The 20,059-nt window shown below is 38.2% G+C and carries 12 protein-coding genes; 7 read left to right on the top strand and 5 right to left on the bottom strand.

Going from position 1 to position 20,059, the window contains the following annotated elements; all coding sequences use genetic code 11:
- The first annotated feature begins 9 nt into the window (after positions 1–9).
- A complete protein-coding gene (locus KO509_RS04975; RefSeq protein ID WP_215972180.1) occupies positions 10–1,641 on the top strand; it encodes a HAMP domain-containing sensor histidine kinase in 1,632 nt (543 codons plus the stop codon).
- A gap of 142 nt (positions 1,642–1,783) precedes the next feature.
- Complete coding sequence (arcA, locus tag KO509_RS04980) at positions 1,784–2,491, top strand: two-component system response regulator ArcA (protein ID WP_215972181.1); 708 nt, start codon at positions 1,784–1,786, stop codon at positions 2,489–2,491.
- A 37-nt stretch (positions 2,492–2,528) separates the two neighbouring features.
- Here arcA and KO509_RS04985 read toward each other — a convergent pair whose 3' ends face one another.
- Positions 2,529–2,885 (bottom strand): Hpt domain-containing protein, encoded by a 357-nt coding sequence (locus tag KO509_RS04985; protein WP_215972182.1) that lies wholly within the window; start codon positions 2,883–2,885, stop codon positions 2,529–2,531.
- A 300-nt stretch (positions 2,886–3,185) separates the two neighbouring features.
- Here KO509_RS04985 and folE2 point away from each other — a divergent pair, with 300 nt between their 5' ends.
- A complete protein-coding gene (gene folE2, locus KO509_RS04990; protein WP_215972183.1) occupies positions 3,186–4,109 on the top strand; it encodes a GTP cyclohydrolase FolE2 in 924 nt (307 codons plus the stop codon).
- Between the two features lie 444 nt (positions 4,110–4,553).
- On the opposite strand, the gene KO509_RS04995 is transcribed toward folE2, so the two are convergent.
- On the bottom strand, positions 4,554–4,703 hold the full coding sequence (locus KO509_RS04995) for a hypothetical protein (protein WP_215972184.1): 150 nt from the start codon (positions 4,701–4,703) through the stop codon (positions 4,554–4,556).
- A gap of 72 nt (positions 4,704–4,775) precedes the next feature.
- On the opposite strand from KO509_RS04995, the gene gltB (KO509_RS05000) reads away from it, so the two are divergent.
- From gltB (KO509_RS05000) to KO509_RS05015, 4 genes are all read left to right on the top strand, one after another.
- Complete coding sequence (gene gltB, locus KO509_RS05000) at positions 4,776–9,383, top strand: glutamate synthase large subunit (protein WP_215972185.1); 4,608 nt, start codon at positions 4,776–4,778, stop codon at positions 9,381–9,383.
- Between the two features lie 20 nt (positions 9,384–9,403).
- Positions 9,404–10,894, top strand: coding sequence for a glutamate synthase subunit beta (locus tag KO509_RS05005; protein ID WP_215972186.1), 1,491 nt, complete (start codon positions 9,404–9,406; stop codon positions 10,892–10,894).
- Positions 10,895–11,356: 462 nt separating this feature from the next.
- Complete coding sequence (gltB, locus tag KO509_RS05010) at positions 11,357–15,817, top strand: glutamate synthase large subunit (RefSeq protein WP_215972187.1); 4,461 nt, start codon at positions 11,357–11,359, stop codon at positions 15,815–15,817.
- A 23-nt stretch (positions 15,818–15,840) separates the two neighbouring features.
- Positions 15,841–17,274 (top strand): FAD-dependent oxidoreductase, encoded by a 1,434-nt coding sequence (locus KO509_RS05015; protein WP_215972188.1) that lies wholly within the window; start codon positions 15,841–15,843, stop codon positions 17,272–17,274.
- A gap of 291 nt (positions 17,275–17,565) precedes the next feature.
- Here KO509_RS05015 and KO509_RS05020 read toward each other — a convergent pair whose 3' ends face one another.
- From KO509_RS05020 to KO509_RS05030, 3 genes are all read right to left on the bottom strand, one after another.
- Complete coding sequence (locus KO509_RS05020) at positions 17,566–19,104, bottom strand: Na+/H+ antiporter NhaC family protein (RefSeq protein WP_215972189.1); 1,539 nt, start codon at positions 19,102–19,104, stop codon at positions 17,566–17,568.
- On the bottom strand, positions 19,094–19,606 hold the full coding sequence (gene folA / locus KO509_RS05025) for a type 3 dihydrofolate reductase (RefSeq protein ID WP_252727395.1): 513 nt from the start codon (positions 19,604–19,606) through the stop codon (positions 19,094–19,096). The genes KO509_RS05020 and folA overlap by 11 nt, the downstream gene beginning before the upstream one ends.
- A gap of 142 nt (positions 19,607–19,748) precedes the next feature.
- The gene (locus KO509_RS05030) at positions 19,749–20,051 is read right to left on the bottom strand and encodes a YkgJ family cysteine cluster protein (protein WP_215972190.1); all 303 of its coding nucleotides are present in this window, start codon (positions 20,049–20,051) and stop codon (positions 19,749–19,751) included.
- Between the last annotated feature and the right edge of the window lie 8 nt (positions 20,052–20,059).

The following is a 20,059-nucleotide window of genomic DNA, read 5'->3' on the forward strand; positions in this document are numbered from 1 at the left end:
GGTTATGCCATGAAAACAAAAAATAAATTAATATCTAATCGAAGATTTTTACTCGCCAGTATTTTAGGCGTAGCTTCTTTCGTAATAGTCATTATTCTAACCAGTATTATCTATATTGTAGAAACTCAAGAAGAGTTAAAGTTAGAAAAATACACTCGCGCTTGGGCCAAATCTATTGCTCAAGCCAATGTAACCTACTTAGTTGAAAATACAAAAGGCGCCGAAAAAAGAGCAAACGCTAACCTAAAAAAACTCGTGACAGCTGACTACATTAATTATATTCATATTTATAAAAAAGAAGGCACTGAAACGACTTACTTTACTGGTTTTAATAAAAGCATCTATCATCCAGCAATTCCAAGTAAAGTTGCTCAAATAGATGAATTACTAACTCTTAAAAATCAAAAAAATAATTTAGAGTTAGTGGTAGAAATAAAACAAAATAAAACCATAGTCGGTTATTTGTATATTCAAGCAAGTAAAAAAAACATTCATGATTTTAGTCGACAGCTAACGTTCACTGCGATTGCATTATTGCTATTCGCTTTAACGCTCTTCTTTATATTAGCATCTTCAATTAAAAATAAAATCAATCAGTTACTCACTACTTTAGTTGAGTCATTACAAGAAATATCACACAGTAAAAACTATAATGAACAAATAGACCCCCTACCACTTATTGAATTTGATATTTTAGCTCAAAACATTAATATTTTATTAAATAGAACAGCGAAGCACATCACAAAAAAAGATAACACACACCAACAAGCCTTATTAGAAAATAATATATTGGCAGAAAAGGTACAGGCTAGAACGAATGCTTTAAAAGAATCTAATCAAGAGTTGCTTTCAACTTTGGAAAAATTACATCAATTTCAAGGGCAGTTGGTTGAAACCGAGAAAATGGCCTCTCTAGGCGACATGGTTGCAGGTATTGCCCATGAAATAAATACCCCGATTGGTTTGGGTGTTACGGCCTCAACACTAATGAATGACCGTTTGATGGAAATAAAACAAGCCTTTGAAGATAAAACGTTAAAATCCAGTCAGCTAAAAAAATTCCTGACTCAGGGTGAAGAAAATATAGAGATGATTTACCGAAACCTAGATCGGGCTGCAAAATTAATTTCTAGCTTTAAAAAGGTGGCAGTTGATCAAACAAGCACAGAAACAAATTCGTTCAATTTTAAAACGCTGCTTGAAGAAGTATTTATCACCTTAAAAGCGAAACTACATGAACAACATATTGATCTCATTATAGACTGTCCTGACAACCTTATTGTTGAAAGTAAAGCCGGACAGATTAACCAAATATTGGTTAATCTTATTTTAAATTCAATTATTCATGGTTTTGAAGGCAAGACTGATGGTGAAATAACTATCTCTGTATTTTATCTGAGTGATCAATTACATATAAGCTATAAAGACAATGGTACAGGTATTGATGAAAGTGTAAAATCGAAAATATTTGCTCCTTTTACCACAACTAAACGCGGTAGCGGTGCAAGCGGTTTAGGACTCCATTTAGTGTTTAATATTGTGACCCAAGCCTTAAATGGACATATCGATTTTGAAAGCGAAATAGGGATAGGCACTAAATTTAATATCATTTTTCCCGCTTTACTTACCTTAGAACAATAAATAATGGTAATAGTTTGCAATATAATTGTTATTTAATTTAGACTTAGTTAACATGGTTTACAAAGTGTTAACTATACTTTCACGATAAAACAATAATATTAAAAATTCGCTTGAACATCTCTATTAAATTAACGGAATTGGCATGGAAAATTATCAAATACTCATAGTAGAAGATGAAGACGTTACACGTTTCAATTTACGCAATTTATTTGAAGCTGAAGGTTATAATGTATTTGAAGCATATAACGAAGAAACGATGACCACTATGCTAGAGCAGCAAGATATCAACCTAGTGATCATGGATATTAATCTTCCGGGGAAAAACGGCTTATTACTAGGCAGAAATTTGGCAAGTAATAAAAATTTAGGGTTAATATTCTTAACAGGTCGTGATAGTGATATTGATAAAATACTAGGGCTAGAAATTGGTGCTGATGATTATTTAACAAAACCATTTAACCCTAGAGAGTTGACCATTAGGGCGCGTAATATTTTAAGCCGTATTGGTAACAGTAAAAACGACATCGAGTTAGAACAACCTATTGTTACTTTTAATGAGTGGAAATTAAATGGTCATTCACGCGAAATGACTAGTCCAACAGGAGAAGTAATTCCTATTCCTCGCGGAGAATATAGAGCGTTACGTTTATTAATAAAAAATGAAGGCAATATTGTTTCTAGGCAAGAATTAATTAAAGAAATGACTGGTCGAGATTTGCGAGACAATGATAGAACTGTTGACGTAACAATTAGACGATTACGTAAACATTTCGAATCAAATGATAATACCCCTGAACTAATCAATACCATACATGGTGAAGGTTATCGTTTTGTAGGTAAAGTAACCTAGCCTTAACTACAATAAATATAAATTAACAACCATTAAGCTACAAACCTGAGAGCCAATCATCAAAAGCGGCTATCGCTTGTTTATTATGAATTTTAAGCTCAGCAAGTTGTTGAGCTTTACCACTCGTACCCATTGTGGTTTTTTCCATTTCTTTCAAGCGTATATGTAATGACTTTAAACCAACGCTACCTGCTGCACCTTTCATTTTATGACAATGTTCTTGCCATAATTGTGAGTTATCGCTCAACAATGAACTTTCAATATCATTAATATATAAAGCCACCTGTTGAATATATAAATCAAACATTTGTTTTACCACGCCGTGACCTAAGCGTTGTACATAGTCACTAAGCAGCTCTTTATCTAACTGTGTCGACTCAACATTTTCATTCATAAACCACCTACCATCTTATTTATAGTGCGTTACTTATTAACATAACAAGTGAATGAATAAGTATTTGCTGCTTGAATTCTATTCTAAATGACTACGCAGTATCCATCCATAGTTTCACTTACATAATTAAAAATTAGTTTACCGCAAATCATCTTAAGCTAATAATTGATTAATTTTGAAGTAGTATGGCTATAAAAAATAAGATAGAATGTGCGCCCTTGAATTTACTTGTTGCGCGGTTATTTAGCTATCATCACGCAGCCTTAGTTAAGTAGCTATAGCTTAAAAAGCGGAGTCACAATGCCGACAACGATGCCTGATATTGCCAACCATACCACAGCCCAAACAGAAGGAACACTTGACTGGGTAGGGATGAGTAATATTGAAATGCCAATTATGGTCGCCTCAAAAGGCCAGAGCGAACGTATGGTTTCAGCCCATATTGATGCATTTGTTAATTTAAAAGAAGCTCAGGCTAAAGGCATTCATATGTCACGTCTGTATTTACTTCTCGACGAGTTATCAACCAGCAATGTACTGAACTATCAAAGTTTAGTAACACTTCTTGACGGCTTTATTAGTAGTCATAGTGATTTAAGTGACCAAGCAAAAGTTACTTTCAATTTTGATTACCACTTGCGTAGAAAATCTTTAATTAGCGGAAAAGAAGGTTGGAAGGCTTATCCTACCACTTTAATAGGCCACTTTAATCAGGGTAAGCTTGATATAGAAATGTCTATTAACGTACCTTACTCGTCTACCTGTCCTTGCTCTGCAGCTTTGGCAAGACAATTAATTCAGAAAGCATTTCAGGATAAATTCAACGATACTAATGTTGATTTAGATTCAATTCATGAATGGTTAGGTACAACCGAAGGTATTGTTGCTACACCGCACTCTCAACGCTCAGTTGCAGAGGTAAAAGTAAAGCTTAACAGTGATATTAACGACTTCCCTATTACTGATTTAGTTAATTTAATTGAGAACTCATTAAAAACACCGGTACAAGCTGCTGTAAAACGTGAAGACGAACAGGAATTTGCTCGTCTTAATGGACAAAATTTAATGTTTTGTGAAGATGCTGCACGCCGCTTGCAATACAGTATGAATCAAGCAGAAGGCTATGATGATTTTTGGTTAAGAATAAATCACCTTGAATCTCTGCATGCACATGATGCCGTTAGTGTAACGACTAAAGGGGTTGTTGGCGGTTATCAGCCATAGCTCTATAATATAAAAGAATAGTGCTTTAAACATCTGCCCCATAAAGAGCCTCAACATTATTGCTGAGGCTTTTTTAATGGGCGATTACTCAACATAAACGTATTTCTTCTTTCTAAGTTATTCAATAACTCACATAAACTAACGCTCAACTAGTAACACTCATCTATTTTATTGTATTTATACCCATAAAAAATTTTACCTCTTTATTCACTACTTCAAATTGGTTAAAAAATGACTTATAATTAATCTGTGATTTATACTAAAAAATATAATTTAGTTTAGCTATAAAGCATTTTCACAAAATAAATATAACCTCATGAATATATTAAAGTAATTAGAAAATAACATTTAAAAAATAAGATTAAAATAGTTTTCTAAGAACAACTTATCTTCTTATATATTCAAATAATATGCATATATATTCACAAAAAGATTGACTCAAAATCATTTTAAGCGTACTTTTGCCGGCCGCTTTAAATAATGATTTTCATTAATGGCATATCGTCCCGTAAAGACTCGGTAGAAGTCTGACGTTCGATGTTCAAAAAATTCTAAATGATGTTCTGAAGGATCAGCAGTATAAATTTTGAGCATTAAAAATATATGACTTAAATTAGCAAATAAAATTTAGCTAATAAAAATAGTTTGATGAAATAGGAATACGCAATGAATGATATGAGCAAAAAATCCCAAGGCCTTTACCGCCCAGAATTTGAACATGACAGTTGTGGCATTGGCTTTGTCGCTAATCTAAAGGGTAAAAAGTCTCACGACATTATCGAAAATGCACTCACTATGTTGAGCTGTATGGAACATCGTGGTGGTACTGGTTTCGACGTTAAAAGTGGAGACGGTGCAGGTATACTTATACAAATACCACACGATTTTCTAAGCCAAGAAATGGCGACTTTAGGATTAACTTTACCTGATGCCGGAAATTACGGTGTTGGTATGATCTTCTTCCCAAAAGATCCTGAACTGAGCAAAACCTGTAAAGAAACATTAAACCAAAATATTTCTGAGTTAGGTTTAACACTATTAGGTTATCGTAATGTCCCTGGCGATAATTCAATGCTAGGTGCAGCTTCACTTGAAACAGAGCCTAATATTGAACAAGTATTTATTGCTAAGCCTGCTGAATTATCAGCACAAGAATTTGAACGTAAGCTATTTGTTTTACGTAAATATACTTCTCATCAAATTAATAATAGTCAAATCACTGAACGAGATGAATTTTATGTCACCTCAATGTCATCGACTAAAATTGTTTACAAAGGACAATTTACTACTGAGCAAGTTCGTCAATATTATTTAGATCTTCAAGACGAACGTACTATCTCTGGCTTAGCGATGTTTCATTCTCGTTTCTCAACAAACACTTTCCCAGCATGGCGTCGTGCTCAACCATTCCGATACATTGCACATAATGGTGAAATCAATACAGTACGCGGTAACATTAACTGGATGAATGCACGTGAGGCATTATTTAGTTCAGTTAACTTTAGTGATGCTGAATTGAAAATGTTAAATCCAATTTGTAACAAAGACAATTCAGATTCAGCCAACCTTGATATGGCAATTGAGTTACTCGTATTAAGCGGTCGTTCGCTTGCACAAGTAATGATGATGATGGTGCCTGAAGCTTGGCAAACACAAACAGATATGGATCCAACCAAACGCGCATTTTATGAATACTATGCTTGTATAATGGAGCCTTGGGATGGCCCTGCTTCATTATCATTTACTGATGGTAATATCATTGGTGCAACGCTCGATCGTAACGGTTTACGCCCTTCTCGCTACTTATTAACTGAAGATGGTACTTTGGTGATGGGCTCTGAAACAGGTACTTTATGTGTAGACCAGTCAACAGTTGTTGAAAAAGGTCGCTTACAGCCAGGTAAAATATTCATTGCCGATTTAGAACAGGGTCGCATCATTAGTGATGATGAAGTTAAGACTCAAGTTAGCTCAGCAAAACCTTATGGTAAATGGTTAGAAGAAAATAAAGTTGAATTAGACCAATTACCTTTACCAACAAGATCTATTGCACAACCACCATTAAAAGAACTACGTAAAATACAAAAAGCTTTTGGTTATACAAACGAAGATCTTAATTTAATCCTTGCCGGTATGGTAGGTACATCAAAAGAGCCATTAGGCGCTATGGGTACAGATACACCATTAGCAGTGTTGTCACATCGCCCACAACAACTTTCGCATTACTTTAAACAGTTGTTTGCACAAGTAACTAACCCACCAATAGATCCTATTCGTGAAGAACTGGTGATGTCATTACGCGGTTATATTGGTAGATCACTTAATCTACTTGATGAAACTGCAGGTCATTGTCACAAGGTTGAAATTGAGCAGCCTGTGCTAACAAATGAGCAGCTGCTTAAGCTACAACATATCGATAACAATCATTTGCAGTCGAAAACTATTAGCATTACTTTTAAAGCAAGTGGTGGACCTGGAGCCCTTAAAAGAGCACTTGACCGTATTTGTTTGTACGCAAAAAATGCGGTTGAAGATGATTATGAGATCTTAATATTAAGTGACCGTCAAGTTGACAGTGATCATGTTGCTATTCCCTCTATTTTAGCCACAGCCGCTGTTCACCATTATTTAATTCGTGAAAAATTACGTTCATCTGCCGATATCATTCTTGAATCTGCTGATATCCGTGAAACACATCACTTTGCCGCTGTCATTGGTTATGGTGCCGCTGCCGTTAACCCATACTTAGCATTAGAAAGTATGTATGGTTTACGTGACGAAGGCGTACTTGATAGCAATTTAACAAATGAACAAATTACCGCGAAGTACACTGCTGCAGTAGGTAGTGGTTTATTGAAAACCTTCTCTAAAATGGGAATTTCAACATTACAGTCATACTTAGGCGCACAAATATTTGAAGCCTTAGGTATTAACTCTGATGTTATTGACGAATACTTTACCGGTACCGTTAGTCGTATTGAAGGTTTAAGCCTAGATCAAATTGCGCAAGAAGCGATTTTACGTCATCGTGAAGGTTTCCCAGAAGCAAATCGTATTGCTATTGAAAACTTACTACCAACCGGTGGCGAGTACTCATGGCGCAACGATGGTGAACGTCATCTGTTCAGCCCTACAGTTATTCGTTTACTTCAGCATTCAACAGCTAGTAACAATATCAATCAATTTAAAGAATACGCAAAAACAGTTGATGACCAAAGTAAAGAAGCCTTTACTTTACGTGGTTTGCTCGACATCAGCAGTGATCGTCCTTCTATTGATATCAGCGAAGTTGAACCTATTGAAAATATTTTCAAACGCTTTGCTTCAGGTGCTATGTCATTTGGTTCAATATCATGGGAAGCACATACAACATTAGCGATTGCGATGAACCGCATTGGTGGTAAGAGTAACAGTGGTGAAGGTGGTGAAGATCCAATTCGTTTTACGCCGTTAGAAAATGGCGATTCAATGAACTCACGTATTAAGCAAGTTGCATCTGGCCGTTTCGGTGTTACCAGTCATTACTTAGCTAACGCTGATGAATTACAAATAAAAATGGCCCAGGGCGCTAAACCAGGAGAAGGTGGACAATTACCTGGCGATAAAGTTGATGCTTGGATTGGTAAAACACGTGGTTCAACACCAGGTGTAGGTCTAATTTCACCACCACCACATCACGATATTTATTCAATTGAAGATTTATCTCAGCTTATTTTTGATCTTAAAAATGCTAACCGTGAAGCACGTGTTAACGTTAAATTAGTATCAGAAGCAGGTGTTGGTACTATCGCTTCAGGTGTAACGAAAGCTTACGCTGACGTGGTATTGATTGCCGGCCATGATGGCGGTACGGGTGCTTCGCCACTAAGCTCTATTAAACATACCGGCTTACCATGGGAACTTGGTCTGGCTGAAACCCATCAAACATTAGTACGTAACAAATTACGTAGCCGTATTACAGTCCAAACTGATGGACAACTTAAAACACCACGTGATTTAGCAATCGCTACCTTATTAGGTGCAGAAGAATACGGTATGGCAACAACAGCACTGGTTGTTGAGGGTTGTATTATGATGCGTAAGTGTCATTTAAACACTTGTCCTGTTGGCATCGCCACACAAGATAAAGGTTTACGTGATAAATTTACTGGTCGTGCTGACATTCTCGTTAACTTCTTTACCATGATGGCTGAAGGCTTACGTGAAATCATGGCAGAGCTTGGCTTTAAGAGCATTGAAGAGATGGTTGGTCAAACGCAATGCCTTAAACAGCGTGAAGATGTAGACCATTGGAAATATAACGGTGTTGATTTAAAACCATTACTTCATAAAGAAGAATGTGGTGAGAATGAAACATTATACAAATCAATTGATCAAAAGCATTTAATTCACGACATTATTGATCGCCAAATGATAAAAGATGCGCAAGCCGCACTTGAGTCACAAACCAGTGTTTCTCTTGAGTATGACGTTATCAATACCGACAGAACTATCGGTGCTATGGTATCTAACGAGATATCTAAAAAATATGGCGCTGAAGGCTTACCAGAAAATACCATTAACGTTAAATTTAATGGCTCTGCTGGTCAAAGTTTTGGTTGTTTCTCAGCGAAAGGCTTACGCTTTGAGCTTGAAGGTGATGCAAACGATTACTTTGGTAAGGGCTTATCGGGTGCAAACTTGGTTGTTTATCCAAGTAAAGAAGCTAAATTCTCACCACGTGACAATATTCTAATTGGTAATGTTGCCTTTTTTGGTGCAACTTCAGGTTCTGCGTTTATTCGAGGTGTGGCTGGCGAACGTTTCTGTGTACGTAATTCAGGTGCGACTGCAGTTGTTGAAGGTATCGGTGATCACGGTTGTGAATACATGACGGGTGGTAAAGCGGTAATTTTAGGCTCAACAGGTCGTAACTTTGCTGCAGGTATGTCTGGTGGTATCGCTTACGTACTTGATGTAAACAATGATTTTACGCCTAAATGCAACATGGAAATGGTTTCATTAGAAACCGTTGATACAAATGCTGAAAGCCTTGAGTTAAAAGCATTAATTACTAAGCATTTCGAAGCTACTGGTTCAGATGTTGCCAGTGAATTATTAAGTGATTGGAACAACAGCGTTAAACGTTTTATTAAAGTAATGCCTGTTGATTACAAACGTATGCAAGGCTATATGAATGACGTACGTGAAAGCGGTAAGTTTGAGTCAGAATATGACATCGCCGTTCAAGCATTCGATATCCATTTAAACAAATTAGCTAGCGCAAAAGCTTAAGCTGCCAAGGAGAATATATTATGGGAAATCCAACAGGGTTTATCAACGTAGGTCGTGCCTTGCCAACTGAACGTGACGCAGGTGAACGTTTAATTGACTGGTTAGAAGTCTATGACGAAATTCCACAAGCAGACGTAGAGAAGCAAGCTTCTCGTTGTATGGATTGTGGTGTTCCATTTTGCCAGTCGGCAAAATCAGAGTTTGCACCAGTCGTTGCTGGTTGTCCGGTAAACAACGTTATTCCTGAATGGAATGACTTAATTTACCGTGGTCGTTGGAAAGACGCGATTGAGTTATTGCATAAAACCAATAACTTCCCTGAGTTTACAGGTCGTGTATGTCCTGCGCCATGTGAAGGTGCTTGTGTTCTAGGTATTAACGAAGATCCAGTTGCTATTAAACTTCACGAAAAAGAAATTATTGATCATGCATTTAAAGAGGGTTGGGTTGTTGCTCAACCACCATCAGCACGCACAGGTAAAACGGTTGCGGTCATTGGGTCAGGGCCAGCAGGTCTTGCTGCTGCTGCTCAGCTTAACAAAGCAGGTCATATGGTTACTGTTTATGAGCGTGCCGATAGAATTGGTGGCTTACTAATGTACGGTATTCCAAACATGAAGTTGCAAAAAGAATTAGTGCAACGTCGTGTCGATATTCTTGCTGAAGAAGGCATTGTCTTTGTGACCAACACTGAAGTTGGAAAAGACGTTAGCGTTGAACAACTTGAAGCCGATTTTGATTCTGTTGTGTTATGTATTGGCGCAACCGTACCACGGGATTTACCCGTTGAAGGTCGTGAGCTTAATGGTGTTCATTTTGCCATGGACTTCTTAAAAGCAAATACTAAAAGCTTGCTAGACAGTGAACATAAAGATGGCCAATTCATTAATGCTGCAGGAAAAAATGTGGTAGTTATTGGTGGTGGTGATACAGGTACAGATTGTATTGGTACTTCATTACGTCACCAATGCGCAAGTGCTATTCAGCTTGAAATTATGCCTCGTCCACCAGAATCACGTGAAGAAGCTAGCAACCCATGGCCACAATGGCCAAAACGTTTGTTAGTTGATTACGGCCAAAAAGAAGCGATTGCTATTCAAGGCCAAGATCCTCGTCAATACTTAGTAATGACGAAGAAAATTGAAAGTGATGGCCAAGGTAATGTTAAAGCAGTTCACACTGTTGATATTACTTGGGAGCGAAACGACAAAGGTCAAATGTTCCCGCAAGAAGTCGCTGGCAGCGAAAAAGTAATTCCTGCTGATATCGTACTTATTGCAATGGGCTTTATGGGTCCTGAAGGTGGTTTGATTGAACAATTTGGTCTTGAGCAAGATGGTCGTTCAAACATTGCTGCAGAGTATGACAAGTTTGCGACCAGCAAGCCGGGTATCTTCGCTGCTGGCGATGGTCGTCGTGGTCAAAGTTTGATTGTTTGGGCAATTGATGAAGGTCGTCGTTGTGCACGCGAAGTAGATACTTACCTTATGGGAAGTAGTTACCTGCCGTAAAAATGAACTAACAAGCTTCATATTAAAACAAGTCATCCCCTACTAAATCTTACAGTAGGGGATATTAAAACTTTTCTATACCTCAAGTGCCACTCAACATTCGAATAACAATCAAATCTCCTTTTTTCATCAACCGTAAGAATAAAATCAGTTTTACCGCTCACTTACAAAAGTCTTTTTAATAATGTTTAAAAAGATCAATACCTCACACTACTATCATCAGTAAGCTAGAGTAAATTATATAAATCATAAACTTAACATATATTTTATAAAAATAAATTCGTCAATTTATTCAAATAATGTAAATAAAATACGAGCAAAAGCTCTAGTAATTATTGACCTTTTTCTTAAAAATAAGTAGTGTTATCCTCCCCTTCTTGGGTCAAAACGGGATAGTAAACGCTTTTTCTTACCTCGATTCTTTTATTCTGTTACCAAGTAGATATTTTTTAGGAGACAATAATGCAGCTTTATGATCATAGCGTTCAACGCGAAAATTGTGGCTTTGGCTTAATCGCCCATCAACATGGCGAAACGAGTCATAAACTAATTAAGACCGCTATTTCAGCGCTTGACCGCATGCAACATCGAGGCGGTATTGCTGCAGATGGTAAAACAGGTGACGGCTGTGGTTTATTATTACAAAAACCTGACTCTTTTTTCCGCGCTGTCGCTGAAGATAATGGCTGGAAACTTGGAAAAAAATATGCCGTTGGTATGATTTTCTTAAGCCCAGATCCAGTTGCTGCCGCTTTATCTAAGAAGATATTAGAAGAAGAATTTTCAGATGAAAGCCTAACGCTTGTTGGCTGGCGCACCGTTCCTACAGATACTTCTGTATTAGGGAAAGCAGCTATCAATAATATGCCGGCAATTGAGCAAGTATTCATTGATGCTCCTCCTGGCTGGCGTAACCGTGATCTAGAACGTCGTTTATTTATGGCTCGCCGCCGTGCAGAAAAGCGTATAACTGATGATGTCTTTTATGTCGCTAGCTTATCTTGTTTGGTGACTATTTATAAAGGCTTAATGATGCCTATAGACTTACCAAACTTTTATTTAGATCTTGCCGATATTCGCATGAAAAGTGCTATTTGTGTATTCCATCAACGCTTTTCAACAAATACATCACCCCAATGGTATTTGGCACAACCTTTTAGATATCTCGCGCATAATGGTGAAATTAATACCATTAAGGGTAACCGTCAATGGTCACGTGCTCGCTCGTATCGCTTTAAGTCTCCTTTATTACCTGATTTAAAAGACGCCGCGCCATTTGTTGGTCAAGCTGGATCTGACTCTTCTTCATTAGATAATATGCTTGAACTGTTTCTTGCTGGTGGTATGGATTTATATCGAGCTATGCGTTTATTAATGCCACCTGCATGGCAAAATAGCACTTTAATGGATGATGAATTACGTGCTTTTTATGAATTTAATTCCATGCATATGGAACCTTGGGATGGGCCAGCTGGCGTAGTAATGACCAATGGTCGACATGTTGCTTGTAACCTAGATAGAAACGGTTTGCGCCCTGCCCGCTATGTTATTACTCGAAATGGTTTTATCACCCTCGCATCAGAAGTGGGTATTTGGGACTACGGTGAAGATGAAGTAATTGAAAAAGGTCGTGTCGGTCCTGGCGAAATGTTAGCGCTTGATACCTATACAGGTAAACTTTTTAATTCAAATGATATAGATAATGAATTAAAAGGCCGTCATCCATACCGAGAATGGTTAGATCAACATGTTCGTCATTTAGTACCTTTTGATCAATGTGAAGCTAATCAGATAGGTGTGCGAATTTTTTCTGATCAAGAAATGAATCAATACCATAAAATGTTTAATTACAGCTATGAAGAAATTCACCAAGTAATTAAAACATTAGCCGAAAATGGGCAAGAAGCTACCGGCTCTATGGGTGATGATACACCTATGGCGGTATTATCAAGCAAACCTCGTGTTTTATATGATTATTTCCGTCAACAATTTGCACAAGTAACTAATCCTCCTATTGACCCGTTGCGTGAGCGTTTTGTCATGTCTCTTGGTACTTGTATAGGCCGTGAGCATAACGTATTTAATGAAACTTCAGGCCATGCTGACCGTATGTTGTTTACAACACCTATACTCATGTATACCGGTTTAAAACAATTACGCGCACTAGATCCTGAACATTATCGCTCAGATACCTTAAGCTTAACGTATCATAAAGATGAAGGATTAGAAGCGGCTATCGTTCGTTTATGCAATGAGGCCGAAGAATTAGTTAAAAACAAAAGTACGGTTATCTTAATTCTATCAGATAGAAATATTAGTAAAGAATTATTGGTTATTCCTGCCGCTATGGCCGTTGGTGCTGTTCAAATGCGTTTGGTTGATCAACAGTTACGCTGTGATTCCAATATTATTGTCGAAACCGCCTCGGTTCGTGATTCGCATCAATATGCAGTATTACTCGGCTTAGGCGCCACAGCAATCTATCCTTATTTAGCGTTTGAAACAATTGAACAATTAGTAGAACAAGGGCAAATTAAATTAAGTGCTCGTGATGCGATTGTTAATTATCGTGAAGGGATCAATAAAGGTTTATTAAAAATACTCTCTAAAATGGGTATCTCAACGATTGCCAGTTACCGCTGCGCAGGGTTATTTGAAGTTATCGGCTTAAATGAAAACATAATGAAACTATGTTTTAGTGAATTACCTAGCCGAATTCAAGGTGCTGACTTTAGTGATATTGAACAAGACAACATTAATCTTGCGCGCAAAGCCTTTTTACCGCATCAAAAAATGTCTCATGGCGGCTTACTTAAATACGTACATGGTGAGGAGTATCATGCCTTTAATCCTGATGTCGTTAACTACTTACAACGAGCCGTCCTAAACGGTAATTATGATGATTATAGAAAGTTTGCGGATGAAGTAAATAACCGACCAGCGGCTATGCTTCGTGACTTGTTAATATTTAAAAATGACTGCGAAGCAATTGATATTTCAGAAGTTGAAAGTAGCAATGAAATGTTTAAACGCTTTGACTCTGCCGCAATGTCGATTGGCGCACTAAGCCCAGAAGCGCATGAAGCATTAGCAATTGCCATGAACCGTTTAGGGGGTAGTTCAAATTCAGGTGAAGGCGGAGAAGACGAGCGTCGTTTTGGCACAGTAAAAAATTCTCGTATTAAACAAATTGCCTCTGGCCGTTTTGGTGTAACACCGCATTATTTAGTTAATGCTGATGTACTGCAAATTAAAGTTGCTCAAGGTGCAAAACCTGGTGAAGGTGGTCAATTGCCGGGCGATAAAGTATCTCCTTTAATTGCCAAACTACGCTATTCAGTACCTGGTGTTACCTTGATATCGCCACCACCTCATCATGATATTTATTCTATTGAAGATTTAGCACAATTAATTTTTGATTTAAAACAGGTCAATCCTAAAGCGGTTATTTCAGTTAAATTAGTATCTGGCCCAGGTGTTGGTACTATTGCTGCGGGCGTTGCTAAAGCTTATGCCGACTTTATCACTATTTCAGGCTACGACGGCGGTACTGCTGCTAGTCCATTAACATCAGTGAAGTATGCAGGCTGTCCATGGGAGTTAGGTTTAGCCGAAGCTCACCAAGCGCTTGTTACCAACGGCTTACGCCATAAAGTACGCTTGCAAGTAGACGGTGGTTTAAAAACAGGCGTAGATATTGTTAAAGCCGCTATTTTAGGCGCAGAAAGCTTTGGTTTTGGTACCGCCCCTATGGTTGCCTTAGGTTGTAAATTCTTACGTATTTGCCACTTAAACAACTGCGCTACAGGCGTTGCTACGCAAGATGAAGTATTGCGCGAGCAATTCTTTAAAGGTTTACCTGAACAAGCAATGAATTACTTCAAGTTCATCGCTCAAGATGTACGTGAAATTCTGGCCAGCTTAGGCGTTGCTAGTTTAACTGATATTATTGGCCGCGTTGATTTATTAACACAAATTGATGGCATTAGCGCTAAACAACAAAAATTAGACTTATCTCCTATCATTGCACCTGTCATCGCTGCTGATAATACAGCCCTTCATCAAACAGAAGGAAACAAACCATTCGATGAAGGCCTACTCAACCAAAAAATGCTTGAGGCTGCAAAAGATGCCGTTGCCCACAGTCATGGCGGCGAATTTAGGTTTACCATTCAAAATACTGATCGCTCAGTAGGTGCCACTTTATCAGGTGAAATTGCCCGACAACATGGTGACCAAGGTATGGCATCAGCGCCAATTACCATACACCTATCAGGAACCGCAGGTCAAAGTTTTGGTGTTTGGAATGCCGGAGGTTTAAACCTTACCTTAACAGGTGATGCTAACGATTATGTCGGTAAAGGTATGACTGGCGGTGTACTTATTGTCAAACCACCAAAAGGTGTTGATTACTTAAGCCATAAAACAATGATTATGGGCAATACTTGTTTGTATGGCGCTACTGGCGGAAAGTTATATGCTAGTGGTCGTGCAGGCGAACGTTTCGCAGTGCGTAACTCAGGTTGTCGTGCCGTTGTTGAAGGCGCAGGCGATCATGCTTGTGAATATATGACTGGCGGTATCGTTACTATTCTGGGTGATGTAGGTGTCAACTTTGGTGCTGGCATGACTGGTGGTTTTGCTTATGTGTTAGATGAAAAGTCTGATTTAGATATTCGCCTGAATACTGAATCAATTGAAATGTTAGCCGTTGATGATTTAGCGATTCATAGAGAACATTTACGTGGCATTATCACACACCACTTTGAAGAAACTGGCAGTTTACGTGCACAAGATATCTTACAAAATTTTGATCAATTTGCTCCATTATTTAAGTTGATTAAGCCAACTGCGACTGATGTTAAAACATTATTAGGCCATCGTAGTCGTTCAACAGCTGAATTACGCGTACAAGCACAATAATTAATTGATAAGGAAAGAGAGCCATGAGTAAAAACGTTTATCAATTTATTGATGTAAAACGAATTGACCCAGCAAAGAAGTCAATTAATGAACGTAAAATCAACTTTGTTGAAATTTATCAACCTTTAGGTGAAGAGCAAAGCGCTGGTCAAGCTGATCGCTGCTTAGATTGCGGTAACCCTTATTGTGAATGGAAATGCCCAGTTCATAATTATATTCCACAGTGGCTAGAGCTGGTTACGGAAGGTAAAATATTCGAAGCTGCAGATTTATGTCATCAAACCAATAGTTTACCTGAAATGTGTGGTCGTGTTTGTCCGCAAGATAGGTTATGTGAATCAGCCTGTACATTAAATGACGATTTTGGCGCGGTAACCATAGGTAATATTGAAAAACACATTACCGATACTGCATTAGCACAAGGCTGGAAACCTGATCTGTCTGACGTCATTAAAACAGGAAAGCGTGTTGCAGTTATTGGTGCAGGTCCTGCTGGCCTAGCATGTGCAGATGTCTTAACCCGTAATGGTGTTGACGCTGTAGTATACGATCGTCACGCGCAAATTGGTGGTTTATTAACCTTTGGTATTCCATCATTTAAACTAGAAAAAGAAGTTATTCAAACTCGTCGTGAAATATTCGAAGGCATGGGGATAGAGTTTAGGCTAAATACCAATGTCGGCGTTGATATCAGTTTTGAAGAAATCAGTAATGAATTTGACGCGGTGTTTTTAGGCCTTGGTACCTATAAAGATATGAGTGGTGGCTTTGAAAATGAAGGTGCTACAGGTGTATATAATGCGTTAGATTTCTTAATTGGTAATACCCAAAATGTGATGGGGATTACAGAAAAAGAGTCAAACCAAGTTAAACCATACGTTAGCTTTAAAGATAAAAAAGTTGTCGTGCTTGGCGGTGGTGATACTGCAATGGATTGTGTTCGAACATCAATTCGCCAAGGTGCCACAGAAGTAACTTGTGCATACCGTCGTGACGAAGCTAATATGCCTGGCTCACCTCGTGAAGTACAAAATGCTAAAGAAGAAGGTGTTAACTTTGCTTTCAATATACAGCCACTTGATATTGCTGTTGATGACCAAGGTAAAGCCATTGGTGTTAAGTTTGTCAAAACCGAACTTGGTGCACCTGACTCTAACGGTCGCCGTAATCCAGAGCCTATTGAAGGCAGCGAGTTTGTAATGGAAGCTGATGCCGTCGTTATCGCTTTTGGTTTCTTACCAAGCCCTCCGCAGTGGATGATAGACGCAGGTGTTGAACTTGACTCTCGTGGTCGTGTTCTTGCCTCAGATAACAGTGACTTTGCATTACAAACAAGTAAACAGAATGTTTTTGCCGGTGGTGATATGGTGCTGGGTTCAGATTTAGTGGTTACCGCTATTGATCAAGGTAGAAAAGCCGCCTTGGGTATCATGGATTTCGTACTTAGCGAAAGCTAACGTTTCTAGTTTCTAGTTTCTAGTTTCTAGTTTCTAGTAAAGCTTGTCAGACTTCATAAGAAGCCTGACAAGCTTTTTTCATTCAAGTTATCAATCACTATAATCTCGTCATTCTGCTCCTAATCGTCATCCTGAACTTGATTCTATCTCTTGATCACAAGTCGAGAGATAGAACTTGATTCAGGATCTCGGTTTTATTCAACCATACGCATGGGATTCCGTATCAAAACACCAACAGAATAACCAATTATTAAGTGATATTAAGTAACCGGTGAAATAACATGCTCACTATCAAGCAAAAAATACAACTGTGCCAGTCCATAATACGGCAGCTAAACTCGCAGCAAAAGTCGCTGGGACTATTTGTGATTTAACATGATCCATCATGTCACAACCTGTCGTCATTGAACTTAAGATCGTTGTATCTGAAATAGGTGAACATTGATCACCATAAACACTACCATTTAAAACTGTTGCAAAACACACCATCATAAATAGCTCTGGGTTATCAATACCGGCACTTTGGGCAATAGCCCAAGCTAACGGCATAGCTAATGGAAAAGCAATAGCAAAGGTCCCCCAACTTGTTCCTGTAGAAAAAGCGATCACCATTGCAATTACTTGTAATAGTATGGGTAACAACCAATAAGGTAACTGCTCAGAAAGCAGTGATACCAAATACAAACCACCACCAATTTGTTTACTGATAGCACCTATGGTAACGGCTAACATTAAGATAACAGATGCCAGTACTACACCTTTTAAGCCATTACCAAAACCATCGATAATATTACTCAATGACATCCCTTTCGCTAACGCAATAAATGCACTTAATAATAACGCAGCACCAAATGCCCAGTTGATTTTGGGAGAACCAGAAAAAATAAAAGTTAGTACCGCAATAGCGATTAAGGTCACTAACGGTAAGATAAACTCGAATACATGCGCTTTATAGCCATCAGGAACATCACAAGTTTGCAATTCTTTGGCACTTAGTGGCTTAGCACCAGGTGCGTCTAACTCTCCAGTGGTTGCTGCTCGATGATGAGCATCACGAATACGTTTTCCTGAGAAAGTTGTTATATTTAAACTAAGCAATAAAGTACCAATTACCGCCAAAATACCATAAAAGCTAAAAGGTACGGCTGAGAAGAAAAACGCTAAACGATCTGCTTCTGTTGCTAAAAACGCAACGCCAGGAACAAAGATTAACGCTTGAATATAGGCGGGCCAAGCATTAAAAGCAATAACCACGGCAATCGGGGAAGCAGTTGAATCAACAATATAACTCATCTCCTCATGACTAATTTTTGCTTTATCAGCCAGCGGACGCACAGTAGTACCTACCAGTACGGTACTCATAGTGCCGCCTTGAAAAAATAAAACACCTAAAAACCAAGCGACTAATTTTGCTGATTTTTGCCCGCGAACAAAGTGCTTAATCATATAATCAGCAAAAGCTTGTGCTGCACCGGTTTTTGACCAAATACCGAGTAAACCACCTAATAACCACAAATAGAGTAACAGAATCCCAGCGGTACCTACTTGCGCAAGAGACGGGATCAATATTTGATCAGTAAGATCATATTGCCCCATCATAAATGCGCCAATAACAATGCCACTGAATAATGCAGTTAGTGGCTCTCGAGTTAACCAAGATAATAAAATAGTAATAAAAGCGGGTAATAGTGACCAAAGACCATAATGATAAGCTGTACCTACTGTAGTAGCTTCAACATAGTAATTAACATATAACGCTGAGCCTATGCCTAGAATTAAAAGTAATAATGCGATAGAGTTGCGACTGCCTAGTGAGAAATTAGCGCTCATAAATACAGAACTCTAAGTCATAATTATTTTTCTCATCACTTTTGCGCAATTCACTACTTACTTTCTTCCAGCCATCGCCATCATAATTTGGAAATTGGGTATCACCGTCAATATCAGCTTTTATATGAGTAACATATAAACGATCGGCATTCGGTAAGCAGTGTTTATAAATAGCACCTCCGCCAATAACCATGACTTCAGCTATAGCCTCATCGCCTCCATTAACTAACGCTAATGCTTGCTCAACTGAAGTAACTACATCAACACCTTCTGAGCCTTTTCCCTGCGGAAGATAGTTTGCATCACGTGAAATTACAATATTTCTACGGCCAGGTAATGCCCTGCCAATAGATTCATAGGTTTTTCTGCCCATAATAATAGGCTTACCTACCGTAACTTTTTTAAAATAGGCTAAATCTGCAGGTAAATGCCAAGGCATATCATTATCTTTGCCGATAATGTTGTTATTAGCTGTTGCTACTATCATAGAAAGGATGGTCATAGAAATCCGAAATAATGTTATTATTTAATAATACATTATCGCTAGATTTACCCTAAAAAAATAGTCCTGATTTCTATTCGTTTAAGGAGAGTAAAGAGGCCACTGCTAACTCAAAGACCAGATTGAATTATTAACGTTAATTTTAGAGTATTACTATCTGTTTCCTTTCAGTAAGGCATTCATATGATGCCATTTCAAACTCTCGGCAAATTAACGGCCGGTTTTCATAGATAGTACATCGCAAGGTATCTCTATCTAAAGCTGAGCACCAACCATCCTCTAAGCGCAACATAGTTTCACTACCCCAATCATCTACCGCGATATGTCTATCAGGCACACCGGTATCCGTAAGAACCATAACTTCTAAACGACAGCAGCAAGCTTGACAGTTTGAACAGCTAATTTCAGGCTTTGGCTCGGTTAAATTTTTAACTTCTATGGACATAAGTGACT

Source organism: Colwellia sp. C2M11, from assembly GCF_018860915.1.
GTDB lineage: Bacteria > Pseudomonadota > Gammaproteobacteria > Enterobacterales > Alteromonadaceae > Colwellia.

Excerpts from the sequence above, each read along its gene's own strand:
- gltB (WP_215972185.1), top strand. The coding sequence starts at position 4,776 with ATGAATGATATGAGCAAAAAATCCCAAGGCCTTTACCGCCCAGAATTT.
- KO509_RS05030 (WP_215972190.1), bottom strand. The coding sequence starts at position 20,051 with ATGTCCATAGAAGTTAAAAATTTAACCGAGCCAAAGCCTGAAATTAGC.
- gltB (WP_215972187.1), top strand. The coding sequence starts at position 11,357 with ATGCAGCTTTATGATCATAGCGTTCAACGCGAAAATTGTGGCTTTGGC.
- KO509_RS04975 (WP_215972180.1), top strand. The coding sequence starts at position 10 with ATGAAAACAAAAAATAAATTAATATCTAATCGAAGATTTTTACTCGCC.
- folE2 (WP_215972183.1), top strand. The coding sequence starts at position 3,186 with ATGCCGACAACGATGCCTGATATTGCCAACCATACCACAGCCCAAACA.
- KO509_RS05005 (WP_215972186.1), top strand. The coding sequence starts at position 9,404 with ATGGGAAATCCAACAGGGTTTATCAACGTAGGTCGTGCCTTGCCAACT.
- KO509_RS04995 (WP_215972184.1), bottom strand. The coding sequence starts at position 4,703 with ATGCTCAAAATTTATACTGCTGATCCTTCAGAACATCATTTAGAATTT.
- KO509_RS04985 (WP_215972182.1), bottom strand. The coding sequence starts at position 2,885 with ATGAATGAAAATGTTGAGTCGACACAGTTAGATAAAGAGCTGCTTAGT.
- KO509_RS05020 (WP_215972189.1), bottom strand. The coding sequence starts at position 19,104 with ATGAGCGCTAATTTCTCACTAGGCAGTCGCAACTCTATCGCATTATTA.
- arcA (WP_215972181.1), top strand. The coding sequence starts at position 1,784 with ATGGAAAATTATCAAATACTCATAGTAGAAGATGAAGACGTTACACGT.
- folA (WP_252727395.1), bottom strand. The coding sequence starts at position 19,606 with ATGACCATCCTTTCTATGATAGTAGCAACAGCTAATAACAACATTATC.
- KO509_RS05015 (WP_215972188.1), top strand. The coding sequence starts at position 15,841 with ATGAGTAAAAACGTTTATCAATTTATTGATGTAAAACGAATTGACCCA.